Raw genomic sequence first — 21,103 nt, forward strand, 5'->3', positions numbered from 1 at the left:
CAAATGGTGGATCTGAACGGCAGCCACCTCGAGGCGGCCTCGACGCCCGAGCGCCGAGGACCGGCTCTGTCGCGCTACGATGCGATGCTGTGCTGCCTGGCCTCACCTTGCGCGGCGTTGGAGAGCGCTTCCCACGCTTCCCAGGTAGCGAGGCGGTCGGCGTAGGCGGCGCGGGCGCGCGGCAGACCTTCCGTGCCGACAAAGAAACGCAACGGCGGGTTCTCGGCGTCCACGATCTTCAGGATTGCATCCGCCGTCGCTTGCGGGTCACCGAATTCGAGCTTGGCCCCCGCCGCGAACACCTCGGCTCGGGTATTGCCATAGGCTGCGATGACGGGCGTGATCTTGAGCGAGGACATGCTGGCGAATCCCGTCGCGTACGCGCCCGGCTCAAGCATCGTGACCTTCAGCCCGAAGCCCTTGATTTCCTGCGCCAGGCTTTCATGGATGGCTTCGAGCGCGAATTTCGAGGCGTTGTAGAATCCCGTGATGGGTCCGGCGACGATGCCGGCGACGCTCGACACGCCGATGATATGGCCGCTGCCCTGTCGCCGCAGCAGGGGAAGCGCTGCCTGAATGACCCGAAGGGTACCGAAGACATTGGTGTCGAACTCGGCGCGCACATCGGCCTCATGCGCCTCCTCGATCGCGCCGACGAGCGCATAGCCCGCGTTGTTGAGGACAACATCGATCCGCTCGAAATGCGTAAAGGCTTTGGTGACGACGTTCTGGACCGCGACGGCGTCGGTCACATCCAGCGCCAACGGCAGCACGGCGTCGCCGTAGCTTTCCGCAAGATCGGCCACGTCCGCCAGGATTCGGGCGGTGGCTGCGACCTTGTCGCCGCGCCTAAGGGCGGCCTCGGCCCAGATGCGGCCGAAGCCGCGGGATGCGCCGGTGATGAACCATACTTTGCTTGACATGCGATGTTCCCTGGTGAGTTGGCTTCAGCAAATGCTGTCGGGTTCTTAGTATCGCTCGAGCAGCCAATCAGCAGTGGCGAACCACGCCAACGAACTTGCAGTAACCGCCAAAGGAGAGGCTGGAGTGGACCAGGTCGAAATCGAAGAGCCGCATGCAGCGGCCGCCTCAATGTTCAATGCATCCGGATTCCGTTGGCTAGTGAAGTTTGTTGCCGTGCAGCTCCCGCCAGCGGCTTGGCGTCACGCCTTCCCAATATCGGAAGGCTCGATAGAACGAACTCGCATCCTGATAGCCCAGGAGGCACGCGACTTCGTCAATTTCGGCCGACGGGTCGGACAGAAGCTGCCGCCCGAGTTCCTGGCGCGCTTCGACCAGAAGATCGCGGAAGCTTGTGCCCTCTTCGGTGATGCGGCGCTGAAGGGTGCGCTCGCTCAGGCCTAGATCACGCGCGACATCGGATAGCTCCGGCCGTCCGCTCGCAAGGCTCCGCTTGAGTACGACCTTGACCTGCTCCTTGATGGAGCTACGCGCCTGCAGCTCGCCAAGTGCTGAGGCCAGCGCCGGTGTGAGCATCTCGAGCAGCGCCTGATTGTACCCGGGAAACGGACGATCGAGATCGGCCGGCTTCAGGATCAGCGCGTTGCGCACCGCGCCGAAGCGGATGGGGCATTCGAAATATTTCTGGTAGACGTCGCTCTTCGGACGAGGGCGGACAAGCTCCATGCGTTTCGGCGTCAAGTGCTGTCCGGTGCCGCGGCGCCCGAGCTCGACCAGGGACGCGAAGGTCACGTCCGTGGAAATCCCGGGCTCCGGCTCACTTGCGTGGGGCCATTCGACCGTGACGACGCATTCGTCCTTGCCTTCCACTATCCGCGGTTGCTCCGGCGAGCAGAGCCGCTTGAAGCGCGCGATGCGAAGCAGCCCGTCGCGGTAATCCTTCGCATAGAACGCGACCAGGCTCGACGGGGGATGCACGGCCGTGTCTGTCCGCTGGACCAGCTCGACGCCGAGACCGGGCTCCGGCTTCAGTTCCTCCAGGGCCCTCCAAAGGGCGAAGAACTGATCCGTGGTGACGTGCCCCTGCTCGTTCAGGTGCAGGGTCGCAGGCAGGCGCGCCTGCCGCAACAGAGCGGGCGGCGGCACGCCTATGCGCTCGACGGTCTGCCAGAAGGCCTGTGGCACCTTGCACCTGTCTGCGGCCGCTGCACTCATAACTGGTCCTAGCGCATCTGGCTCATGATCACGCGATCGAACATGCGGTCGCCGAACCACTCGCGGATCTTGATCATCGGCTGTGCGTACTTGCCGGCGACGTAACGCGTACGCGGCTTCGCCTCCCTCACCGCCTTGGACACGACATTGGCGATCACGCTCGGATCGGTGCCGCGGCCCTGGCCGTAGGCGTCGCGGGTCGATTTCGCGACCGCCTGGGTCAGCTTGGCGTAGGACCCCGTGCCCGAGCGCTCGAGCAGGCCATTGGCGACCACGTCGCCGAACCCTGTCTCGATCAGGCCAGGCTCGACCACCACCACCTTGATGCCGAAGGGGGCGAGCTCGAGCCGGAGGCAATCCGACCAGCCTTCGAGCGCATGCTTGGTTGCGTGGTACCAGGCGCCCAGCAGGGTGTAGATCTTGCCGCCCATCGAGGTGATGTTGACGATGGTGCCGGCGCGCTTCTCCCTCATCTTCGGCAGCAGGAGCTGCGTCAGGCGGGCGGCGCCGAACAGATTGACCTCGAACTGGTATCGCGCCTCCTCGATGCTGACGTCCTCGACGGGACCGTACAGGCCGAAGCCGGCGTTGTTGACGAGCACGTCGACGCCGTTCACTTGGCCGAGGATCGTGTCGACCGCCGCCTTGATTTCGGTCTCCTTCGAGATGTCCATGCGCAACGCCCGGGCCCCGAGCTTGACGAGGTCATCCATCTTGTCGACGTGGCGCGCGGCGACGTACACCTGAAAACCATCCTTGATCAGGCGCTTCGCGATCTCCTTGCCCATGCCCGAGGATGCCCCGGTCACAAGCGCTGTCTTCTTCCGTTTATCGATCATCTCAACCTCTCAGTGTTCGGGCCAACCTAGGGTCTGCCAGCCGACCGCGCACTGTCGAAATCCGCCAACCGAGTTGCAGATCACGCCAATTACTTGGCGCCGATGCCGGCTCGATTCCAGGGGGAAGCGGGACTTGGTTAACGGACCGAGCCGGGTACGGGTCAAAAGAGCGGTGGCGGCCGGACGTATCAGCCGCGAACGCGATGGAAGGCCCGGGTTTGACCCATCACCGGAATGCCGAGATACCCGCGGAGGTTCATCTTTCCGTCCTGCATCGTCACCTTGCAGTTGTAGATACGGCCGGAGGAGGCATCGTAGATCGAACCTCCGCTCCACTCGCCGTCGGTCCAGTGGAGGCCGGTAACGACGACGACGTTCTTTAGCGACCGCGAACGCAGCGCGGGATCCGGGTTCTTGGTGTCTTTCTTGAAGGTGATATTGTCCGCCTCCACGATCTCGTTGCCGTAGAGCATGCGCGCCTGGAATTCTGATCCCGCCTTGTACATGTCGAGCTTGACGGTGCCATCGTCGGCCTCCCACACGCCGACGATTGCGTCCGCGGGCGACGGCTCAGCATCGGCCACAGGCGCAACGAACAAGATTTTGGTGGCGAGCGCGAGCGCAAGCGTTGCGCGCCTTGAAAGGTAAGTCATTCTGAGAATCCTTCATTTGTTAGCAGCGCGTCAGGCAGCCTGTTCGAGGCTTGGCTCCGCCTATGGCAACCTGTCCTTCCGGCGACGCCTGACGAACTGACCCTAGAAACTTGGGATGAGCCGCGCTGTGGCCGTCAGCGCCAAATGAATTGCAGGGGGCGCCAATAGTCGAACTGTTTGCGAAGAAATCTAGGCTAGCGCAGGAAACAGTGGAAAGAGCGTCAGTCAACTCCGCGGCTAAGCGCTACGATGCAGTACGGAATATGCCGACCCAAATATTGGGTCCGACGTCAAGCGACTTGAGCTGCCGGGCGCGTGTGCTCGCTCGCGAATCCGTCCTCCGAACCCACGGTCAAACCCACGATTTGCGCCATGACTGCGAGTAACATCGCGGATGCGGCCGCAACCGCTTTGTCACGCTACTCGTTGTTCTTGCTATCGCTTCGGACAACGGGATTCCGAGGCGAGCAGTAGAGTGGCGGAAGAATCATCCTCCTAACCCACGGCGAAAAAACTACAGCTCTCGCGTCGAATTAGCGCAACATCGCGGAGTTCTTCGGTGATTTCGCGGTAGATTCGAACAATCGGATACAAGGGAGAGCTGTGGCGTAGAAATGGCGGAGGGACAGAATCTAGAAAGAAACTTGCTCCCCTGTTGCATTTCAGGTGCTCTCGCTCGGGAGAGGATCTCGCGCGAAAGCATTCCCGGCAACAAAGTCGACGGCATGAACCCGGACTGTTGTTCTGAAATCTGAAGCATCGTGAGAGCCAGGATGTACCGGATTGGTGATTAAGCCAGCTGCAGCTAAAGGGGCAGCTGAGGTATTCGTGTCTCCTTGCAGCGCGGGAGAGATCCGCATTGCACCCGGAAGCGGACACAGAGCCGCTTATCGGGCAACATCAACGTGGAGCCAATGAGGCCGCCAACTGAGGCAGTCTTAATGAATTGGCTTCTCAACCTCGAAGGTGAACTTGACCTGCATCACAGGGCCGAAGCCGTCCCGGACCTCGATCGCCATGTGGTGCTTTCCGGCAACTGGGGAACCGTGGACTGCTTCGCGTGCCATGTCGGCTAAGGACTTGGCCGCCTCAGCTTGAACAGCCCGCACATCTGAAAGCACCAGTCCTTCTTCATCGACGGCAAGTTCATCTCCGTCACGCATATCGAAATAGTAACGTGGCATCGCGTGGCATTCCTCACGTCGTTATGGCTAATCGATAGTAGGGGACATGTTCCTAAGATACAGCTTGGGAGAGTGAAAAAATCAACTTAGGACACCGAGGGGGTTAGATTTCGGACCAATGGGTAACATGACGCGCTTCGCCCGGCGGATGTCCGTTCCGGATCAAAATGCAAAAAACTCAGCGCGAGCAATCTGGTCCGTTGACGGATGCCCCGCTAAGCGGACGTCAATTACAGGCGCCCTCACTTTGCCCATGGCCTAGAAGCTGACATCGCTTCATATCGCGAAGGAGCCGCCAACTGAATTGGCCTCACCCGTCGTTCTGCTTAGGAAATGGCTCTTGTGTCTTCCGGCCGAGGAACGTGTCAGGCACCGACTGCCGCAGCAGTTCAAGCGACTGGCGCAACCGTTGGCGCGTCAGCTCGATTGTTTGACGGAAATATCGTTCGCGCGACAAACGAGACGGCGTGCACTGATCCATGAAGCTCTCCCTTGCTGTGCAGGCGGGAGCGCGACAGGTCTCTCAGCCACCGACGCCTACGGGCGGAGCCTGGGCCGGTGATGCGGAACAACAATCGCAGGGATCTTTGGTTCAAAGTGGAACTTAGGCGTGCGGAACCGACATTAATCCATGTGAGTTATAGGGGCATGTCCGATGACCAAGGTGCCAGCGAAAAAGCTATTGGCCCGCGCCGCCGCAGCTATCGAGGAGGCCGAGCGGCTGACTGCCGAAAACCAGGCGTGGCAGGCCGAAATTATTTACAACCTGAGGCGGAGGTCCGCTCGGACGACGTTCCATCCGCACAGCCTGAAGCTCTGTTCGCCGCGGGATTTTCCTGAGAAGAAGCGACCCGATCAGCCGGTCCCAGCTGAGAGCGCTCCGCGCGAATGATGCGCACTGTTGCCCTCACACGGGCCGCATTCATGCGCGCTTTCTGAAGGTTTTCGCGAGCCTGTTCCCGGGTTATCCGGCATTCGCGGATGGCTCGGTCGGCTCGTCTGAGTAACGGATCATCGCACATCAGCACTGCGAAAGCACAGCGCCCCGCATCGTTCCAAAACCGATTCGACACGACCAGAGCCGATGGGAACCGGCGGCCTGCAGGCAGACGAAGCGACCGATGAATAACTGAGCTTCGGCGGACGTCGAGCCAAGACGCCTTCAATGCATCTTCTGCCGCAGTTTCTCAATGAATTCGCGCTACTCCTCAATGTCCTCGCCTACCATCTTCCTAAGGTCCTTTGGCTTTTGCTCGCGAACTCTCTTATTGGAGGACTTCGGAATTTCCTTGCCCTTGGCATCAATCTCACGGCTGGCCGGTCGTGATTGATTTAGCACAAGGCCCAGGTCCGTTTTCCCAATGCGTCCCGGCCGAACATCGGCATGGGGTCGAATTCGGGCAGCCAGAGCAGGATGCAGATCAATCACACGAAACCTGCGGGACGGTTGAGGTGTCCGCCGAGACATCGCCAACACGGAAAGGTGTCCCTCAGCGCGCGGCGGATCTTTTGCGATCAGTGCTGGACGGGCCACAATTTGCGAATCATCCGATGAGCCAGCGCCCCAAATGGATATCGAACTTGACCAAGCCTTCCTCTCGCATTTTCAATAGAAGCGATTGGCACGTCTCCTCATTCACGACATTAGCACGTTTCATGACTTCGTAGACTTTGAGCGGCTTCTCACGGAGCGCGTTCAGGATATTTTCGCGATCATTCAGCATAGCCGGAGTCCTACAGTCACTAAGGAGATCATTGAGGATAAGAAAGCTGGTCTTCCGTCACTACCCGCTCGATATTCTCGGTCTTGCTTTTTATCCGGTATCTAAGCCGTCCGTCTGCCTCGACAGGCATATGCCGAACGACGGTGTAAATCATCGAAGAATTAGTTGCGGAACGACGTTGTGGTCCTTGGGGCTGATGGTGAACGTCGTCATTTAGCTCATAGGCGTGTGACATATGTCTTCCCCTAAGATTTGCGGCTGCTGTGCCGTACGGTGATCCACTATTGCGGCTTCAGCGAGGCCGCACCTAACCCGTTGGACGTCCGCCCGAGGTTACAGGCGAAGCAGTAAGATTGCCCTGATCCGCCAGAGGGCGGGAGATCGTCCGCCGTTATAGGAGCCATCCAAGCGTGCACATAAGCGGCCCGGCTCGGTTAACCTCCCGGTCTGTGGTCCAGGTGATCTTGTTAACGTACGATGCTATTCAAGGCTGTTTGTTATTCTCGTTGGCGCCCCGATCGGTCACTTCTCGAACTTGAGCCCCAACTCGCCAGCCAGTGAATGGCGTCACGATCATGTCTTCCTTCCGGGCCGATCCACTCGGACGTCTTGAAACTCTTCCGGCCCTTTGAGGAGGCGTCGCTTGCGGCTGGCCCGGGTGTGCTGACTGGCCGTGAGATCGGCCATCTCGTCGATGGTTTCACCGGCCATTGTGCGGGCGCGCTGTTTCTGCCCTTCGTTCCTGGAACGGCGCTTCGTCTTCACCGTCAGTCCCAGCTGGACCAAGCGCCGGACGGCCTCTGGTAGCGACGGTCTGTCAGGCTGGTTCTCTGCCCACTTTACGATAGAGGCTTGCAACAACGACGGTGCCCGAAATCCCATCATGGGATCTTGGACAGCGGATGGCCGAGGGCGTTTTTGTCATTTAGCCCTTATCGACATGTGCGAACATAGTTTGACCTAAAAGCAAGCCAAGGGAAAGCGCGAAGTTCGCCGCTGCTGAAAGGCTAAATACCGTGTTCCAATTGGCCCCGTTCCGATTGCGAGCCTCCTCGTGATCTGATCGGGCTAACGATCAACCGTTAGAGCGGATCCACCCGAATTCCCGTTCTCGAGGGTCTCTCCGCGGACCTCGCGTTCAAAGCCCGCCATCTGGCCGCAAAACATTCCCTTGCGGTTCGACTGCAATGTAACTATGTGTTGAATATTCGAGTTTTCGGCCGAACGACTTGGCCTCGTCGCGAATAGCGCGCCTGACTGACGACCCTCCTCCCAGATCTCGAGTTAACCGATCGCGCTTGGCGCGGTCTCAAATACACGCACATCGAAGGACGATCTCCCATGACAACGGGAACAGTGAAGTGGTTCAACAACCAAAAGGGTTTCGGCTTTATTCAGCCGGATCAGGGCAGCCAGGATGTCTTCGTTCATATCAGCGCGGTCGAACGTGCAGGCCTGAGCACTCTCAATGAGGGGCAGAAGGTTTCTTTCGAGATCGTCGCAGACCGCCGGACCGGCAAATCTGCGGCGGAAAATCTGCGCGCGGAATAAACTTCCGCGCTCGCTGCCGATGCTTTGACCACGGATGTACTGGCAAAGTTTCTGGTAAAGACCCCGCCGTTTGGTGTGCCAGCAGCGGGGTTGCTTTTTGTCGAGCGACTGAGGGGACTCTCCAGGTGATTTGGCCAACCTTTTAGGCCATCCTTTGCATACGTCCGACAAGAAGCGATTGGGACTTGTTGATATGTCGAAGATCGACGTCGACGAACAGCATGATGATATTGTCTACCCGTCAGTTCTTCCATTTGCTTTGATCCATCTGGGATGCGCCGCGGCGTTCTGGTCCGGCATTACTTGGCAGGCGGCCGTTCTCGGTGTAGCGATCTATTGGCTGCGGATGTTCGCGATCGGTGCCGGCTATCATCGGTACTTCTCGCACCGGTCATATTCCACCAGCAGACTGTTTCAATTCATCCTTGCGGCGCTCGCTCAGAGCAGCGTCCAAAAGAGCATTCTGTGGTGGGCGGCCAAGCACAGGCATCATCATTTGCATTCCGATACTTATCGAGATGTGCATTCGCCCCGGCATAAAGGTTTCGTATACAGCCACGTTGGCTGGATTTTCGCGCGACAACACGATACGACTGATCTGGTGAAGGTTGCGGATCTCGCATCGTTTCCCGAATTAAGATGGTTGCACAAATTTGAGGTCTTGCCTGCAATAGCACTCGCCGCCTGCTGTTTTCTCGTCGCGGGATGGTCAGGGCTGGTGGTTGGATTCTTGTGGAGCACGGTGCTGCTTTATCACGTAACCTTCTCCATCAACTCCCTCGCGCATGTTCACGGACGTAAGCGGTACGTAACCGGGGATGATTCTCGCAACAATTGGCTGCTGGCGCTGCTTACGATGGGTGAAGGTTGGCACAACAATCATCACGCCTACCAAAGCAGCGTTCGCCAAGGCTTTCGTTGGTGGGAGGTTGATATGACCTTCTACATCTTAAAGGCGCTATCTCTCCTGGGTATCGTCTGGAACTTAAAGGCGCCGCCCGAGCAGGTGAGGCGTAACGAACATCGGCTCGGAGCGAGGGTCATCAATCGAGCGGCCGAGGACCTTGTTAAACGTTTCAACCCTGAGCGTATGGCGCTTGCTATTACATCAGCGATGCACTCATCCGAACTGTCCGCCCTGCGGGAAGCGATTAACAAAGCAAACTGTCATGGCGCCGACGCGCTGCCGGCCGTTCATCTGAACAGGATGCCCACTCGCAACGAGTTGCTCGACCGGGCGCAGGCCATGTTCGCCCGTACCCACTCTTTGGACGAAATCGTCGACCGAGCGTATCACCTTCTCCTTGAATCTGTGGGCTCGCATTTGGCCGCGTCTCTTCTTCGATCACAAACGGGCTAACGTTCGCGCAACGACGTAGCACGAACGCTCCGGCGTGAAGTCGACCAGCCGAAGAACTGATGGCCTACGTGCCGCGTCTAAGCCCGCCCATCGGCACCGAAGGCGCCGAAGGATGAGGCCGAGATGCTCGCCCTTCACGAGGCCCGTGCGGCCGCCTGAACAAACCAATTGAAAGCCGAAACGAGGAGATCGAAGCAACAGAAGCATCGAGCAGGCCGAAGGTTGGCCGCGCAGATTGATGCCATTAAATCGTTTCTGCCACCCGCGCGTTCATATGACGAGCGGGGGCGCGAGCGCGGACACATCATCCTTGCTGAAATCGGAAATGATCCGCAGCCTGCGGATCATTGACGCCGCATTCTTAAATCTCGGACAGCGCAAAAAGAAGCCTTGTGCTCTAGAGGAAAGCGCATACCTTATCGTCATTCGATTAGCTGTGTGCCTTGTTGTTGGTCCAACCTGGGCCCTTTCCAGAGACATCGTCGGATTGCATTTGTGGAATTGGGCGGCTCCAAGCGAACTGCGCGTTTGCGTTTCGGAGAATATGGCTACAGGTACAGGGGCATAGCGCGATCGAGCGGGCCGGAATTCGTGGACTCGCCCACGGTTAGCGGATGAAGTTCTAGGTCAGGATCGACCGGAAGTTCGGCCCGGTCCAGCACCGAGAACTCTTGCCCTGGCATAAGCAGCTTTCGTCACTCCACGGATGTACTGGAATGACTGTGCGGCCGGCGCGATACCGGGATTGAGCGGGCTTTTGCGCGAGGGGCAATCTGTCCCTTGAACTTGGATCGTTAGTCGAGCGGGATCTACTGCGAAGGAGTCGTTGCCGCGCTTCAGCTGCCACGATCTTCAGCCAATCTGGCCCTGCAACTCTGAAGGAGCACAACTTTGCAGGTAATCGTTCGCGATAACAATGTCGACCAAGCGCTTCGCGTTCTCAAGAAGAAGATGCAGCGCGAGGGCGTGTTCAGGGAAATGAAGCGCCGTCGTTCTTACGAAAAGCCCTCGGAGAAAAGGACCAGAGAGAAATCTGACGCCGTCCGCCGTGCCCGTAAGCTTGCTCGGAAACAGGCCATCCGCGACGGACTCATCGCCGCGCCGCCTAAAAGGGAGAAAGTCTTGATCAAGCGTGCGCAAATGCTGCCCGCCACTACTCGTGGCACACGGGAGACCTAACAAGCCGCGGGAGGCGGATCGTCGTCCGCGCGGTATTCGCAATACTCCGCGTAACGCCGCCTTGTGGGGCCGAGAAGCTATGATGACGGGGAACCGAGGAAGGGCGTTCGGATGCTAAAGATCAGGAACACGCCATGAAATTAAACGAAGCACAGATAACCAAAACCCTGTCTCAGTTTCCAGCGCAGGTGCTTGCTGAGGATCATCCAGCAGTTGCACAATTTCGCGAATTGTTCGGGCAGCATACTTTCTTTCTCGACCCCACGGGGTTGCATGTTTTGGAGTTGCTCGAAGTTCCTGGGATGGAGGCTGAGGAAGGAGAGCTAATAAGTCTCGCAGATTGGAGCGACGCGAGCTTTACAAAGTTGACGACACATCGGCCCGAACCCACCGGCGTCGTCGTTCGCTTGAAAGAAGTTCAACACTGAGAGGGCTCTAAGGGCAAGTTTCCGCGTCTGGGATCGGCTCCGCGCGGTTACCGATCTCTGGTCACCGTCTCTCACGTGTGCTCCTGTTTCGGCGTCAGCGTGCATTAGGTTGTGGAAGGCGCCTCTGCGAGCATCCAAAACGGAAAGGTACCTGAACGGGAGTTATGGGTTGACGGGCGGGCGTTCACCGCCGACAGGGAGCTATTGTGAAAAGATAACTCCCTGTTTTCCAATAGTGCGTCGATCGAGTTGTGGCTAGATAGCCACCTCAACCATAATCGACGGGTAACCCCGATCAACGCGAGCAGTGCAACAGTATCTTTTGTTGCTTCCCGGGGAATTACTGTTGTATTGCACGGGATAAAGGCGCATCCCCCGACTACGGTTTCGCGGCCGTTTTCGGTGATGAGAACGCCGGTTGCGCTCCCGCCAAGTCCTCGATTGGATGGAGCCGCTCGGGCATGGCACGCCATCGCCTTCAACAACGGTGCCATCAGGACGTGAAGCAACTCATCGCTGACGTGCTGCGGCAGTTGAACATAAGCGCGTAGGCTCAGGACATCGCCGCCTGGGCGAACCATTCCGCCGATCAAGTGAGATCGTGCACTTTCTTGAGTGCTGCCCAATATCGCAGACGGGTCATTGAACAAGCAAAATGGCCTCAGTGCGCGCGCATCTGAGGCCATTTTGAGACCTCCCGCCGGGCATTGGGCAAAATGTCGACCGGTCGGTGGCTTAGCGTTCGGGGATAGGATCGCCGTTTGCTGAGGACCAAGACCAGCCCAGGTGAATCGTTCCGTCCAATCTGAAATATTTAGCGTCCTGATCGCACCGCGCGAATGGCGCGCGGCCGCCTCTGTTTTGACCCTTGAATCGCTGTGTAACCACGAATTCGGCAACCGAACACGAATTAACTGGCTATTTGGTTCGATCGGGATCCATATAGCTTCCATCACCGCCGCATCACGGGCATCCACCGGTGAGAGAGAGTGTTGCGCTCCCGCTTATTCGAGGGGAGGCGTCATATGCCCCAATCTCAACACATGTCGTCCGCCATTCCGCCGGTTGCATTTGGGCGCCCTGCCTGTCCGAAGTGCAAGGCCGAGATGATGCTTACCAGCATCGAGCCAGCATGCCCAGGCGTCGACTTGCATACGTTTGAATGTGCTGTCTGCAATCACGTAGTTACGGCCCTGGCCGCGTATGAAGATCCCATGAAGTCCAAGGCTCTTGGACGCTGGCTTCTAGGCGATTTGCACTCGCCGACGTAGTTAAGTGTAAACACAAAAGGGCAAATTAGGCCGCTCCCGGGAAACTCCGATGCGACTTTCGACCCCAAAACTGCGTAGTGAGCAAACGCAAAGGAGGAGGGAAATGAGGAATTACACATACGAACGGAAGATGCCCACCGTGGCCGAGCGTGAGGCACGAAAGGCCTTCAAGGAGGCGGACGTCAAGGTAGCGATGGCCGAGTATGAACGCACTCAAAAGGCGTTCCATGCAAACCACGAGCGGTTAAAGGCGGAGCGATTGGCTCGCGAGGCCGAAGCAGCGCGGAAGCTCAAAACCTGATCGGAGGCTTTCGGTCAAATCTGAGTAGCTCCTCGAACCTGTTAAGCTGAAATATCTTGCCGTACTCGTCGGTGATCTGCACCTGCCATTCGGCCCAAACTAGGGTGCGACCGCTTTGACCCCTGCGCCGATCACTTCCGGTCTACCCCGATGAGCGGACCTTTTCAGACTCGGTCTGCTAGTCTCAAAAGGCCCAGAAGCGGACATGGCGATAGTCAGATCAGCGCCACACCTGTTCCTCTCGGGAAGGGCGGTGGGAGCTCAGCAGCAGTACCTGTGCTTTAGTCGACCTTGGGACAAGGCTCCCAGAAGGTTTGCAAGGTCAAGCACGATGCTTGCTGTCGTGGCGGCCGGTCCACCAATAGATGATGCCGACCGCGGCAACGATCAGAAACGGGAGCGCGTAGGTATAGACGTCAAGGACGGTCATTCGCGGAGTCTCCCGAGGATGCGTCTCGCGGCAAAATGTAGGGCTAAAGTCGCGAAAAGCCAACTGAGGCTCAAGACTTCAACAGGGCAACTGGAGGAGCGGGGGACGTCGCCGGGAGGCCTTCCCCGGTTTGGGGGCAAAATCCAAGCGCCGCCGAAGTACCCAGTTGGCCGCGACCCATTCCGCCACGATGCTAGGACGCCAGATCGGCGCGACGACCACAGCATCGTAGGAGAAACGCACCGATCTTCAAGTGGAGATTATAGGGTGATGAAATGTTCGTCGACTATGGATCAGCTTCCCGCGAGGAAACGAATAACTGCGAACGTGCCGATCACGACGAGCGTTGTCACAGTGACCGAGAATAGGATTCGCATAGTTAAAGCCGCGCTCCGCCAGCCGGGAAATTTCACGAGTGGCAGCGCTGCATCCGCATTGGATCAGACGGCGAGCAATAGAGCCATCGCAACCAGCACCACAACAAGCAAAGCATATTCGAGTTTGTGGCTGTAGGAACTGAGAGATCTCCTGTTCGATATCATGTCAATTCTCCTTGGCTGAATTCCTAGCGGCGCCTACACGAAGCGCCGGACCGGGCGTCGACCCGTTAGAAGGTCTACTGCGCCGGCTACCACGTAACGGTTGGGGCTGATCCTGCGGCTTCTGTCGGGCTTGAAACTGAAAATTACGTGGGAGCACGCATTCCCGGCGAAGTCAGCCACTTATTGATCTGGGTGGCAGCATCTATCTGGGCCGCCTTTCGCAAAAGCTCGTCGCGACGAATGCTAAAGGGCATGCCTTCAGCCTGTTTGCGAAGGTTGATCGCCTCTTGCGTCAGGCGGAACTCGAATGTGGATGATGACAGCTCGAAACGTCGCCGAAGCGGCATAACGGCGCTCCCTGTTCGATTGGGCGGGAGCGCAACCGGCGTTCTCATCACCGATAGAAGCCATGGGCCGGGCGGTGATGTCAGCGACCAGACAACCTTTTCATCCGGGAGTCGACACAATTCGCATCAGGCGCTTCGAATGGTCACATCGGGCATCGCAGCAAGTAAAATAGCGCGCTATTCCCCTCGATCTGTGCAGTTTCGCGCGATGTCTCATAACCAGACATTATGGGCACGTCGCTTTCGCAAACCTGCCACTCCCATTTCGTTGGAAGCAGGGCGATTAGTTTCACTTCCAGCAGGCGCGTCCTAAGTGATTTTGCCATCCACTGTATATGCGCTCCTGACCGTCAACATTCCAGTGATGAACAGCAGCCTTCTGGTTGCCGGGTCCCGTCGGGGCCGCTCCTCCTCCTTCCGCCATTTCGACCCCCGAGCCTATCAGGCGGGCCGCGCGCTGATGCTTGCGAGCTCCCGGCGCTCGTCATCGGACAACTGCCAACCCTTGCACTGACTGCAAAGCTGCCTAAAAACGTCATACAGCTTGCTTCGCGCAACTTCGACGAGTTCGGTATCGTCAAATTCGCGGGAGTTCAGCAAGACTGGCAGTGAAAAACTGGTCTGATCGCTCTCGAACTGAAACGCTAAGCGAAGGTCCTCACCCCGTTCGTTAGGCGAAATTATCTCAATGCGCGCGATCTTGATCTTGAACTCATCCATCGCGTCACCTCGCTGGAAAGGTTGCTCTTTCATTGCTGGTAGAGGCGATCTTACTGCTTGGGATGCAGGGTTTGCTTCTCAGTTTCCAGCTTTGCCACCAACTGCAGGGTAGCATCGTGCACCTGTTGATCCCAAATTTGCTCTCTGATCCAGCGGTAACGGGCGATCCTCTCGTCGATCTCGTCGCATCTGGCACACATGGGGCGCTCCGCTGGGTGCGGCGGGAGCGCGGTGTCTCTCAGGCGCCGATGCCATCGTTCCGTCGGCGATGCACAAACAGTAAGGGGCCGGGCTTAAAGTTCAATTGTGCACACACGAAATCAGGACGCTCCGACATTCAAATACGGATAGCGGCCTTTGCCAATAGAAACGGCCCAGAACCGTCGGGGCCGCCATCCTTGGAGGTTTACCTGGGCCAAGCTGAGGCGGCGTGGGGCCAGGGGCACAAGTTGACGATGCCGGAAGGTCTTCGTTCCTAACGGTGCCGATCAAAGGCCTACTTCTGGCGATCCGACTCGGATTTGTTCGCTGCCTTTAATCGGCCTCGGATATATTCAGCCACGTCACCGACCTCGTCGCGCATGGCATTTTCCGTGATCCCCTCGCTCTTGGCCATTTCGATGCAGCGCCGCGTTAACTCGGCCACGTCTTGCGAGGCGCCTGGATCGCCGAATTGCTCGGCGGCGTGAACGCTATTCTGCATCCAAAAATCGATAAACTCTCGCACCTTCACACTCATGCTTTTGACCTCATCCAGGCCTGTCGGCCTGCCTCCGAGCTTCTGCCGCGCGCTCCTCTGAGGCCCTCACAGAGGTCCCGTAGATGGTCTCTCGGGAATTAGTGCCCAATGCCTCAGCATCGCGCCAGGGCGGCTCCAAGGCAAGCGCTAGGCCTTGGCGATTGACCCGGAAAGGGGGATGACACCCCAGCGGGGCGAGCACTGCGGCGGCGGCTTAATTCAGTTTTCGGCGGATCTTCTTCATGATCTCCCGCAGATCGGCCACGTATTCCTCGCTCGGTGCGCGCGGGCTTCGACGGCGGCTCGTCTATATCCGGAGATGGTCCCAACTCGTGTGTGCACTTGTGCCTGGGCAGCTCGGTCGTGCCCCCGGCCGGGCTGCTTTATCAAGGGCGGGATGCGGCTGGGTTCAATCGGCGGCTGGGTCAATTTGTTAGAGTCGCCTCATGCTCGACGAGCGTCTGATAGCATTCGCACGACAGTCGCTCCAACGCGCCGCGGTCCAATATTTTAATGACGCCTCGCGAGTAGGTGATAATGCCTTGATCCTGTATCTTGCCGGCCACCTCTGTCACAGATGTCCTTCGCACTCCCAGCATATCGGCAAGCAGTTCTTGCGTCAGCGTAATGGGATCGCCCGCTGCGCGATCGGCCGACTGCAATAGCCAACGACAAAAACGTTGGTCGATTGGATGCAGTGCATTGCAGGCTGCCGTAATGCGAGCTTGGGTTAAGAGGACTTCATTATAGCGTATGCAGAGGTCTCGTATCGCTTGACTTGAGGTAACTGACCTCCTGAAAGCGGCTGACGATATCCCGCTGGCCGTCATTGGCAATTGAACGTTCACCCGGACGAGCGATTTGTAGAGACCTAATCCCGCCATCGCGCCAACTACGCCTTCGCGGCCGACAGTCGCGGTTTCGATGGCCTTGCCGTCACGCATTACTGCGAGCAACGAAAACATGCCGTGGTGAGGGAAATAGATCTGTTCGACCTCGGTGCCTGCTTCGTAGACAGAAGTGCCTTGCGGCAACACCACGGTCATTAGATGGACCGCGAGCGCGCTAAACTCGCTGCCTGGCAGTGACGCGAGCAGCCTGTTGTCGAGCGGCGTGGGCGAAGGTGCGTGCAAATGCGGTGTCCGTGGTCGGTCGGGCGATATACCGCAGGGTGATGGGTGCGAGCTCCGAGGGGACGCTCCGCGCGGGATCAGGGTTACATTAAGAGTCCCGGCAGTCCGTGTCGGTCCGGTTTCCGTCCTAAGCCGAGCTGCTGCCGATTAGCGCTGAGGTGCCTAGCTATAAGGCTATCCGAGCTTTCTCGTCGGAAAGCTGGGTCGTCAGAGCCTTGTCTGTCGGAATTCCGACAATGACATTGACGCAGATGCAGGTTCGTTTCTGCCGTAGCTCTGGTACTTCTTCTTACACAGTGGGCGCTTCTCGGAACGAATAGTCAACAAGCGAATTGGCCTCTCTGCACCGCCTATGTCCGTTTTCCGACAATAGGAACAGGGTGAAGCGCACCCGCAGTGGGACTCGGGCTTCAAAGCGCCATCTGCGATTATTCAAGGTTGGTAGCGCCGATGCAGCACTTAGCTGGCGGTCGCCCGGTTGTGCTCGTCGTCGAGGACGAGACGCTTCTTCGATGGCATGCCGTAGCAATGATCGAGGACGCCGGTTTCGACGTGATCGAGGCTGGAAACGCGGCCGAGGCTATTTCCGTGCTGGAAGCCCGGACAGACATTCGTGTGATTTTCACCGACATCCAGATGCCGGGTTCAATTGACGGGCTGCGGTTAGCCCACCTGGTGCGAGACCGCTGGCCGCCGATCAAGATCATTGCAACCTCGGGCCAACTAAGGCTTCGCGACTACGAGCTGCCGGAGGGCGGCCGGTTTTTGCCCAAGCCCTATTCCGTCGGGGAGATCACCGGCACATTGCGGGAGCTATTGGGCGGAGGGGCAAGCGAGGGCGTATAGCGCTCATGGTCACAATCAAAGCCAAGATTCGCTCGGTGACCGTCGGCGCCTACACCCAACCCGTTACCGGACATTGTTGTGCGGTTTTACTCCGGCGACCGGAGACCGGGTGACGTCAGCCAATCATTTATGTGGGATGCGGTCTCCAACTGTCTGATCTTTTTAAGCGCGGCATCCCTGTCGGGACCATTCACAAGATCGGTAATCTTTTCCTGCAGCCTAGCCTTCTCGGCTGCGATCTGATCTTCAAATGAGTGCGGTAAGGATCGGCGACGCCGCATGACACAACCTCCGACTTACGGGTCCTAAACCGTAGTGTTCGACGGACTTTGCCAAGAGAAAAAACGCTGTGGCCCAAGTCTCAGTTCCAGGTTTATTGCCGAAGAGTGATCTGTCAGTCCGATTTCCAACGCTCCACTCAAATTGGCCGCTGCGGATACAGCTCGAATCTCCGCTATGGGTCACACGCGGCATTAGGATGCAGCGCTGAGCGAAGTCCGGTCTACCGTGGCGAGCCGACGTAACGATCTTCAACGCGGTCTTCAGCTATTGGAGGGGGCCGACGAAGAGGGCTCGCATCTTTGACGAATTTCGCTGTTGCAGCGCAACTACAGCCCGCCACCGTCGGAGCAAGGCGCTTTACAGAATAAAGACATTGGCCGACAGCTTCGGGAACTCAAAGCGCAGCCTGACGGTTTCTACTCAATGGAACGCCTACTCTATTTCCTTCCTGCTCATCCGCAACCTGCCTATATCCGATTTGGGACGAGCGCCCTCATCATGGTGTTCTTCATTCTTGTGCAAATGGGTCTGCAATCGCAAAGCGGCTTCGGCGGATTGTTCTTCCTTCTTCCCGGGATCTTTCTATGTGGCCTTCTGTTCGATCGCGCTAGCTCATTTTTCGGCACTGCACTCGCCACGCTATATGCGGTGTACGCCGCGCCCGCTGCACCGTGGATTGCCCATCTTCTACCTTTGGGATTGTTCGTTGCGACGGGTCTCGGTATCGGCCTAGTTGCAGAGGGATTTCGCAACGAACTGGAGAGGGTGGTTGCCGCCGAGAAAGCGAAAACGGTTCTTCTCATGGAATTGGCGCATCGCACGAAGAACAATTTAGCCATGATATCCGCGATGATGCGATTGCAGGCCAAGCAGGCCGGCGTCAGCGCGGCCGACGCGCTCGGCGACATGGCCTCACGCATCCAGGTGATGGCAAAGGTCTACGACCACCTCACGATCAGGGCCGAGCGGAAGGTCGTCGATGCCAAGCAGTATCTCACAGAAATATGCCAGCATCTTTCCGCGTCACTCACTGGGACAAGCCCTGTGGCGATCACGGCTCGGGCGGATGAGCTGTATATCCATAGCGAGCAGGCCGTCCCAATCGCGATCATCGTCAATGAGCTTGTTACGAACAGCCTAAAGTATGCCTTCCCGGACGGGCGGCCGGGTCATATCCACGTCGACCTTCATGCCGATGGTGAAGTGGTCCTTACTGTGAGTGACAACGGCGTCGGCATCCGAACGCAGCACCCGGAAGGCGTCGGATCGCGGGTTGTATCTCTGCTATCACAGCAACTCGGCGGCATGATCGATTACGAAAATCTGGATCAGGGTTGCCGCGTCACACTCCGAATGCCTAAGCCTAGCATCTAGCGGCCGACCGTCGGCACGCCTTCAATCGACCTGACGACGCGCTACTTCAACCGGGCAGTGTCAAGGGTCCGCTTTGGGTCCAAATTCGGAAGTCCGGGCGCGCAACTGAGCAGTCCGCTTTAGCCCCAAGAACAGACATCGTCAGCCGGGCCTGTTAGGTCCGAAAGGTGCCAAGAGGCGACATTCCTAAAAAGGCCGTCAACTCAGTGGTCTTATTTTGAATAGGGCTTCTCTTTGAGAGCTTGCTGCATGGCCCATTCGGCGGCAAGAATTGCCTCCGCACGATCATAAGAAATGCCAGTTTTCGGCGAGCGTCCTTCTCGCTCAAACGACCATTTCCAGCCGAAAGGATTGGCGGTTTGGACTATTGTGTACTCTATACCTTGATATTGCATGAGGCGGCCTTCATGTTGTTGTCGGCGGGCGTAATTTGCTCTTGGCCCATGCTTGAAAATCCGGGACCTGGGTTGGACCGATGTGATCGCGCTTGATACACCGAAACTTACGAGCGCCTGTTTTGGCGATCACGAAGTGCATCGGTCATTCCTACCCTGTTAGCCCAGTGCCGGCAGGCGGATCACAAGGCGTGCGAGATGCCAAAGCTGAATGCCATGATCGCTACGATCGATCAGCTTTTTTGCTTGCGTTTCAAAACTCCTACGGCGCCGTTGCGCGTTTTGCGGAACGTACCCGCGGGGTACAGAACGAGCCCATAGGCAGCGCAATCACCTTGGGAAACCGATCTTGAGTGATTGACCGATCCATCCAGAGCTATTTCTTCCTCCGTGGCATGAAGCTCGGCTGCCAGGTCGCCGCTTTCTGGCTTGGTGCTGCGGCGATAATCTTGATCTTTTCTTTCTTGGGCTTCTTGGCTTCGCGGTTGCCTCGTTGCTGGCCTTTGGCCATGGCGGTCTCCTCCTGTTTTCGAGATGACTAAAGTCGTCTGACAACAGGGACCTGCCCACGCGGTGTGCAGATCCTCACGTCGATGTGGCCTTCTTGCACGAACTGCCTGGCCTTTCTCAGTGCAACCGCCACCGTGACGCGCCCGAGATGTTCGCTGATACCTTCATGGTGGCCGCTGACCAAGTATTTCAGTTTAGGCATGGAAGACGGCCACCGCGATCACAATGATCACAGGCACCAGCGGGACGATGACCGGTGGTACGATCCACTCGGCCAGACGAAATTGCCGCAACGAAATGCTCCTGCGCTTTGCGGCGGGAGCGTGCGCGGCCCTCAGTCACCGGACGATGCCACGGGAAATGCGGTGATAACTGACCCTACGCTGATGCTTTGGGAATAGCGAGCGCTAAAGCATTTTGCGCCGGCTGCGGCAGGAGTACGCGCGAAGCGACACGGTACGCCTCTAGTTGCCGCGCGGGCAAGATAGCGATGGCTATTGCGGCGCAAAGAGCGCATGCTGCTGTCGGGGCCAGCGCCGGCGCCCGGCGTTTTGCGAAAGGCAGGCGCGCATGACCATCCGTTCCCGACGTGAAGTCGTCACGTTCAAGCACCCGTTCCGGATCAGGGGCATCGATTGCCTGCTGCCCGCCGGCGCCTATGAGGTCGCCACCGACGAGGAGACGATCGAGGGGCTATCGTTCGAGGCGTTCCGCCGCGTCGCCACCATGATCAAGGTGCCGGTGGAAGGCTCACGCGGGTTGGCGATGGAGGTGGTCTCGATCGGCTCTGTCGATCTGGCCGACGCGCAACGCATCGACGCGAGCGCATCCGATGGCTGACGAACCGCTCGATCTCGACCGCCACCGCGGCATGACGGCGCAAAAAGCAACCGACATCCGCCGTGCGCTCGCGGAGGTCGAGACCCATGCACGGGAGCTGCGCGAGCGCCGAGCCGAGGTGGAAGACCATCTGTTGTCAATTCCGGCCGCGTCATGGCCGGAGGCGGCCGTCAAGGCGCGCTATATACTCAAGCTGTACGCCGCGGGCCTGCCGCCGGAAGACACAAGGCATCGCGATCTCGTGGCAGCCGTGCTGGAGGATTTTGTCCGGCTTACCGAGCAGGGCTGAGTCGGGAACCGCGGCACGCCCGCGACCCAT

23 protein-coding genes are annotated in these 21,103 nt (G+C 58.3%); 10 read left to right on the top strand and 13 right to left on the bottom strand.

Features of this window, described 5'->3' with window-relative positions; genetic code table 11:
* Window positions 1–74 precede the first annotated feature (74 nt).
* From YY7_RS0130940 to YY7_RS60780, 6 genes are all read right to left on the bottom strand, one after another.
* Window positions 75–923 (bottom strand): SDR family NAD(P)-dependent oxidoreductase, encoded by an 849-nt coding sequence (locus tag YY7_RS0130940; RefSeq protein WP_028166612.1) that lies wholly within the window; start codon window positions 921–923, stop codon window positions 75–77.
* Window positions 924–1,119: 196 nt separating this feature from the next.
* On the bottom strand, window positions 1,120–2,136 hold the full coding sequence (locus YY7_RS0130945) for an AraC family transcriptional regulator (RefSeq protein ID WP_028166613.1): 1,017 nt from the start codon (window positions 2,134–2,136) through the stop codon (window positions 1,120–1,122).
* An 8-nt stretch (window positions 2,137–2,144) separates the two neighbouring features.
* Window positions 2,145–2,975 (bottom strand): oxidoreductase, encoded by an 831-nt coding sequence (locus YY7_RS0130950; RefSeq protein ID WP_028166614.1) that lies wholly within the window; start codon window positions 2,973–2,975, stop codon window positions 2,145–2,147.
* Window positions 2,976–3,163: 188 nt separating this feature from the next.
* Window positions 3,164–3,628: a DUF2147 domain-containing protein gene (locus tag YY7_RS0130955; RefSeq protein ID WP_035691335.1), complete on the bottom strand. Its 465-nt coding sequence runs from the start codon at window positions 3,626–3,628 to the stop codon at window positions 3,164–3,166.
* A gap of 938 nt (window positions 3,629–4,566) precedes the next feature.
* On the bottom strand, window positions 4,567–4,812 hold the full coding sequence (locus YY7_RS0130960; RefSeq protein WP_028166616.1) for a DUF6894 family protein: 246 nt from the start codon (window positions 4,810–4,812) through the stop codon (window positions 4,567–4,569).
* Window positions 4,813–5,122: 310 nt separating this feature from the next.
* Window positions 5,123–5,293: a hypothetical protein gene (locus YY7_RS60780; RefSeq protein WP_155255384.1), complete on the bottom strand. Its 171-nt coding sequence runs from the start codon at window positions 5,291–5,293 to the stop codon at window positions 5,123–5,125.
* 174 nt (window positions 5,294–5,467) lie between these two features.
* On the opposite strand from YY7_RS60780, the gene YY7_RS62135 reads away from it, so the two are divergent.
* Entirely contained in the window at window positions 5,468–5,704 is a 237-nt protein-coding gene (locus tag YY7_RS62135; RefSeq protein ID WP_028166617.1) for a hypothetical protein, read from the top strand.
* A gap of 652 nt (window positions 5,705–6,356) precedes the next feature.
* Here the strand turns inward: YY7_RS62135 and YY7_RS53320 are convergent.
* Window positions 6,357–6,536, bottom strand: coding sequence for a hypothetical protein (locus YY7_RS53320; RefSeq protein ID WP_035691339.1), 180 nt, complete (start codon window positions 6,534–6,536; stop codon window positions 6,357–6,359).
* Window positions 6,537–7,877: 1,341 nt separating this feature from the next.
* Between YY7_RS53320 and YY7_RS0130980 the strand changes: the two genes are divergently transcribed.
* From YY7_RS0130980 to YY7_RS0131000, 5 genes are all read left to right on the top strand, one after another.
* Complete coding sequence (locus YY7_RS0130980) at window positions 7,878–8,087, top strand: cold-shock protein (protein ID WP_028166618.1); 210 nt, start codon at window positions 7,878–7,880, stop codon at window positions 8,085–8,087.
* 193 nt (window positions 8,088–8,280) lie between these two features.
* Complete coding sequence (locus YY7_RS0130985; protein WP_028166619.1) at window positions 8,281–9,447, top strand: acyl-CoA desaturase; 1,167 nt, start codon at window positions 8,281–8,283, stop codon at window positions 9,445–9,447.
* Between the two features lie 891 nt (window positions 9,448–10,338).
* Entirely contained in the window at window positions 10,339–10,626 is a 288-nt protein-coding gene (rpsU, locus tag YY7_RS0130990; RefSeq protein WP_028166620.1) for a 30S ribosomal protein S21, read from the top strand.
* 134 nt (window positions 10,627–10,760) lie between these two features.
* A complete protein-coding gene (locus tag YY7_RS0130995) occupies window positions 10,761–11,054 on the top strand; it encodes a hypothetical protein (RefSeq protein ID WP_028166621.1) in 294 nt (97 codons plus the stop codon).
* A 1,401-nt stretch (window positions 11,055–12,455) separates the two neighbouring features.
* Window positions 12,456–12,626, top strand: a complete 171-nt coding sequence (locus YY7_RS0131000; protein WP_245287468.1) for a hypothetical protein — start codon at window positions 12,456–12,458, stop codon at window positions 12,624–12,626.
* Window positions 12,627–13,741: 1,115 nt separating this feature from the next.
* On the opposite strand, the gene YY7_RS0131010 is transcribed toward YY7_RS0131000, so the two are convergent.
* From YY7_RS0131010 to YY7_RS0131030, 4 genes are all read right to left on the bottom strand, one after another.
* Complete coding sequence (locus tag YY7_RS0131010; RefSeq protein ID WP_028166623.1) at window positions 13,742–13,945, bottom strand: hypothetical protein; 204 nt, start codon at window positions 13,943–13,945, stop codon at window positions 13,742–13,744.
* Window positions 13,946–14,386: 441 nt separating this feature from the next.
* On the bottom strand, window positions 14,387–14,665 hold the full coding sequence (locus tag YY7_RS0131015) for a hypothetical protein (protein WP_028166624.1): 279 nt from the start codon (window positions 14,663–14,665) through the stop codon (window positions 14,387–14,389).
* Window positions 14,666–15,161: 496 nt separating this feature from the next.
* Window positions 15,162–15,404: a hypothetical protein gene (locus YY7_RS0131025; protein ID WP_028166625.1), complete on the bottom strand. Its 243-nt coding sequence runs from the start codon at window positions 15,402–15,404 to the stop codon at window positions 15,162–15,164.
* Window positions 15,405–15,829: 425 nt separating this feature from the next.
* The gene (locus YY7_RS0131030) at window positions 15,830–16,450 is read right to left on the bottom strand and encodes a Crp/Fnr family transcriptional regulator (RefSeq protein ID WP_080663918.1); all 621 of its coding nucleotides are present in this window, start codon (window positions 16,448–16,450) and stop codon (window positions 15,830–15,832) included.
* A gap of 537 nt (window positions 16,451–16,987) precedes the next feature.
* On the opposite strand from YY7_RS0131030, the gene YY7_RS0131035 reads away from it, so the two are divergent.
* Together YY7_RS0131035 and YY7_RS56895 are read left to right on the top strand one after the other, a co-directional pair.
* Complete coding sequence (locus YY7_RS0131035; RefSeq protein ID WP_028166627.1) at window positions 16,988–17,383, top strand: response regulator; 396 nt, start codon at window positions 16,988–16,990, stop codon at window positions 17,381–17,383.
* 597 nt (window positions 17,384–17,980) lie between these two features.
* A complete protein-coding gene (locus YY7_RS56895; RefSeq protein ID WP_028166628.1) occupies window positions 17,981–19,039 on the top strand; it encodes a sensor histidine kinase in 1,059 nt (352 codons plus the stop codon).
* Window positions 19,040–19,251: 212 nt separating this feature from the next.
* On the opposite strand, the gene YY7_RS60785 is transcribed toward YY7_RS56895, so the two are convergent.
* Together YY7_RS60785 and YY7_RS64510 are read right to left on the bottom strand one after the other, a co-directional pair.
* Window positions 19,252–19,434, bottom strand: coding sequence for a hypothetical protein (locus YY7_RS60785; protein ID WP_155255385.1), 183 nt, complete (start codon window positions 19,432–19,434; stop codon window positions 19,252–19,254).
* 376 nt (window positions 19,435–19,810) lie between these two features.
* A complete protein-coding gene (locus YY7_RS64510) occupies window positions 19,811–19,945 on the bottom strand; it encodes a hypothetical protein (RefSeq protein WP_283807027.1) in 135 nt (44 codons plus the stop codon).
* Window positions 19,946–20,514: 569 nt separating this feature from the next.
* Between YY7_RS64510 and YY7_RS0131055 the strand changes: the two genes are divergently transcribed.
* Together YY7_RS0131055 and YY7_RS0131060 are read left to right on the top strand one after the other, a co-directional pair.
* Window positions 20,515–20,784 (top strand): hypothetical protein, encoded by a 270-nt coding sequence (locus YY7_RS0131055; protein ID WP_028166629.1) that lies wholly within the window; start codon window positions 20,515–20,517, stop codon window positions 20,782–20,784.
* The gene (locus tag YY7_RS0131060) at window positions 20,777–21,073 is read left to right on the top strand and encodes a hypothetical protein (protein ID WP_028166630.1); all 297 of its coding nucleotides are present in this window, start codon (window positions 20,777–20,779) and stop codon (window positions 21,071–21,073) included. Before YY7_RS0131055 ends, YY7_RS0131060 begins: the two co-directional genes overlap by 8 nt.
* The last annotated feature ends 30 nt before the right edge of the window (window positions 21,074–21,103 follow it).

The sequence above is a fragment of the Bradyrhizobium elkanii WSM2783 genome, assembly GCF_000472865.1.
GTDB classification, from domain to species: Bacteria; Pseudomonadota; Alphaproteobacteria; order Rhizobiales; family Xanthobacteraceae; genus Bradyrhizobium; species Bradyrhizobium elkanii_A.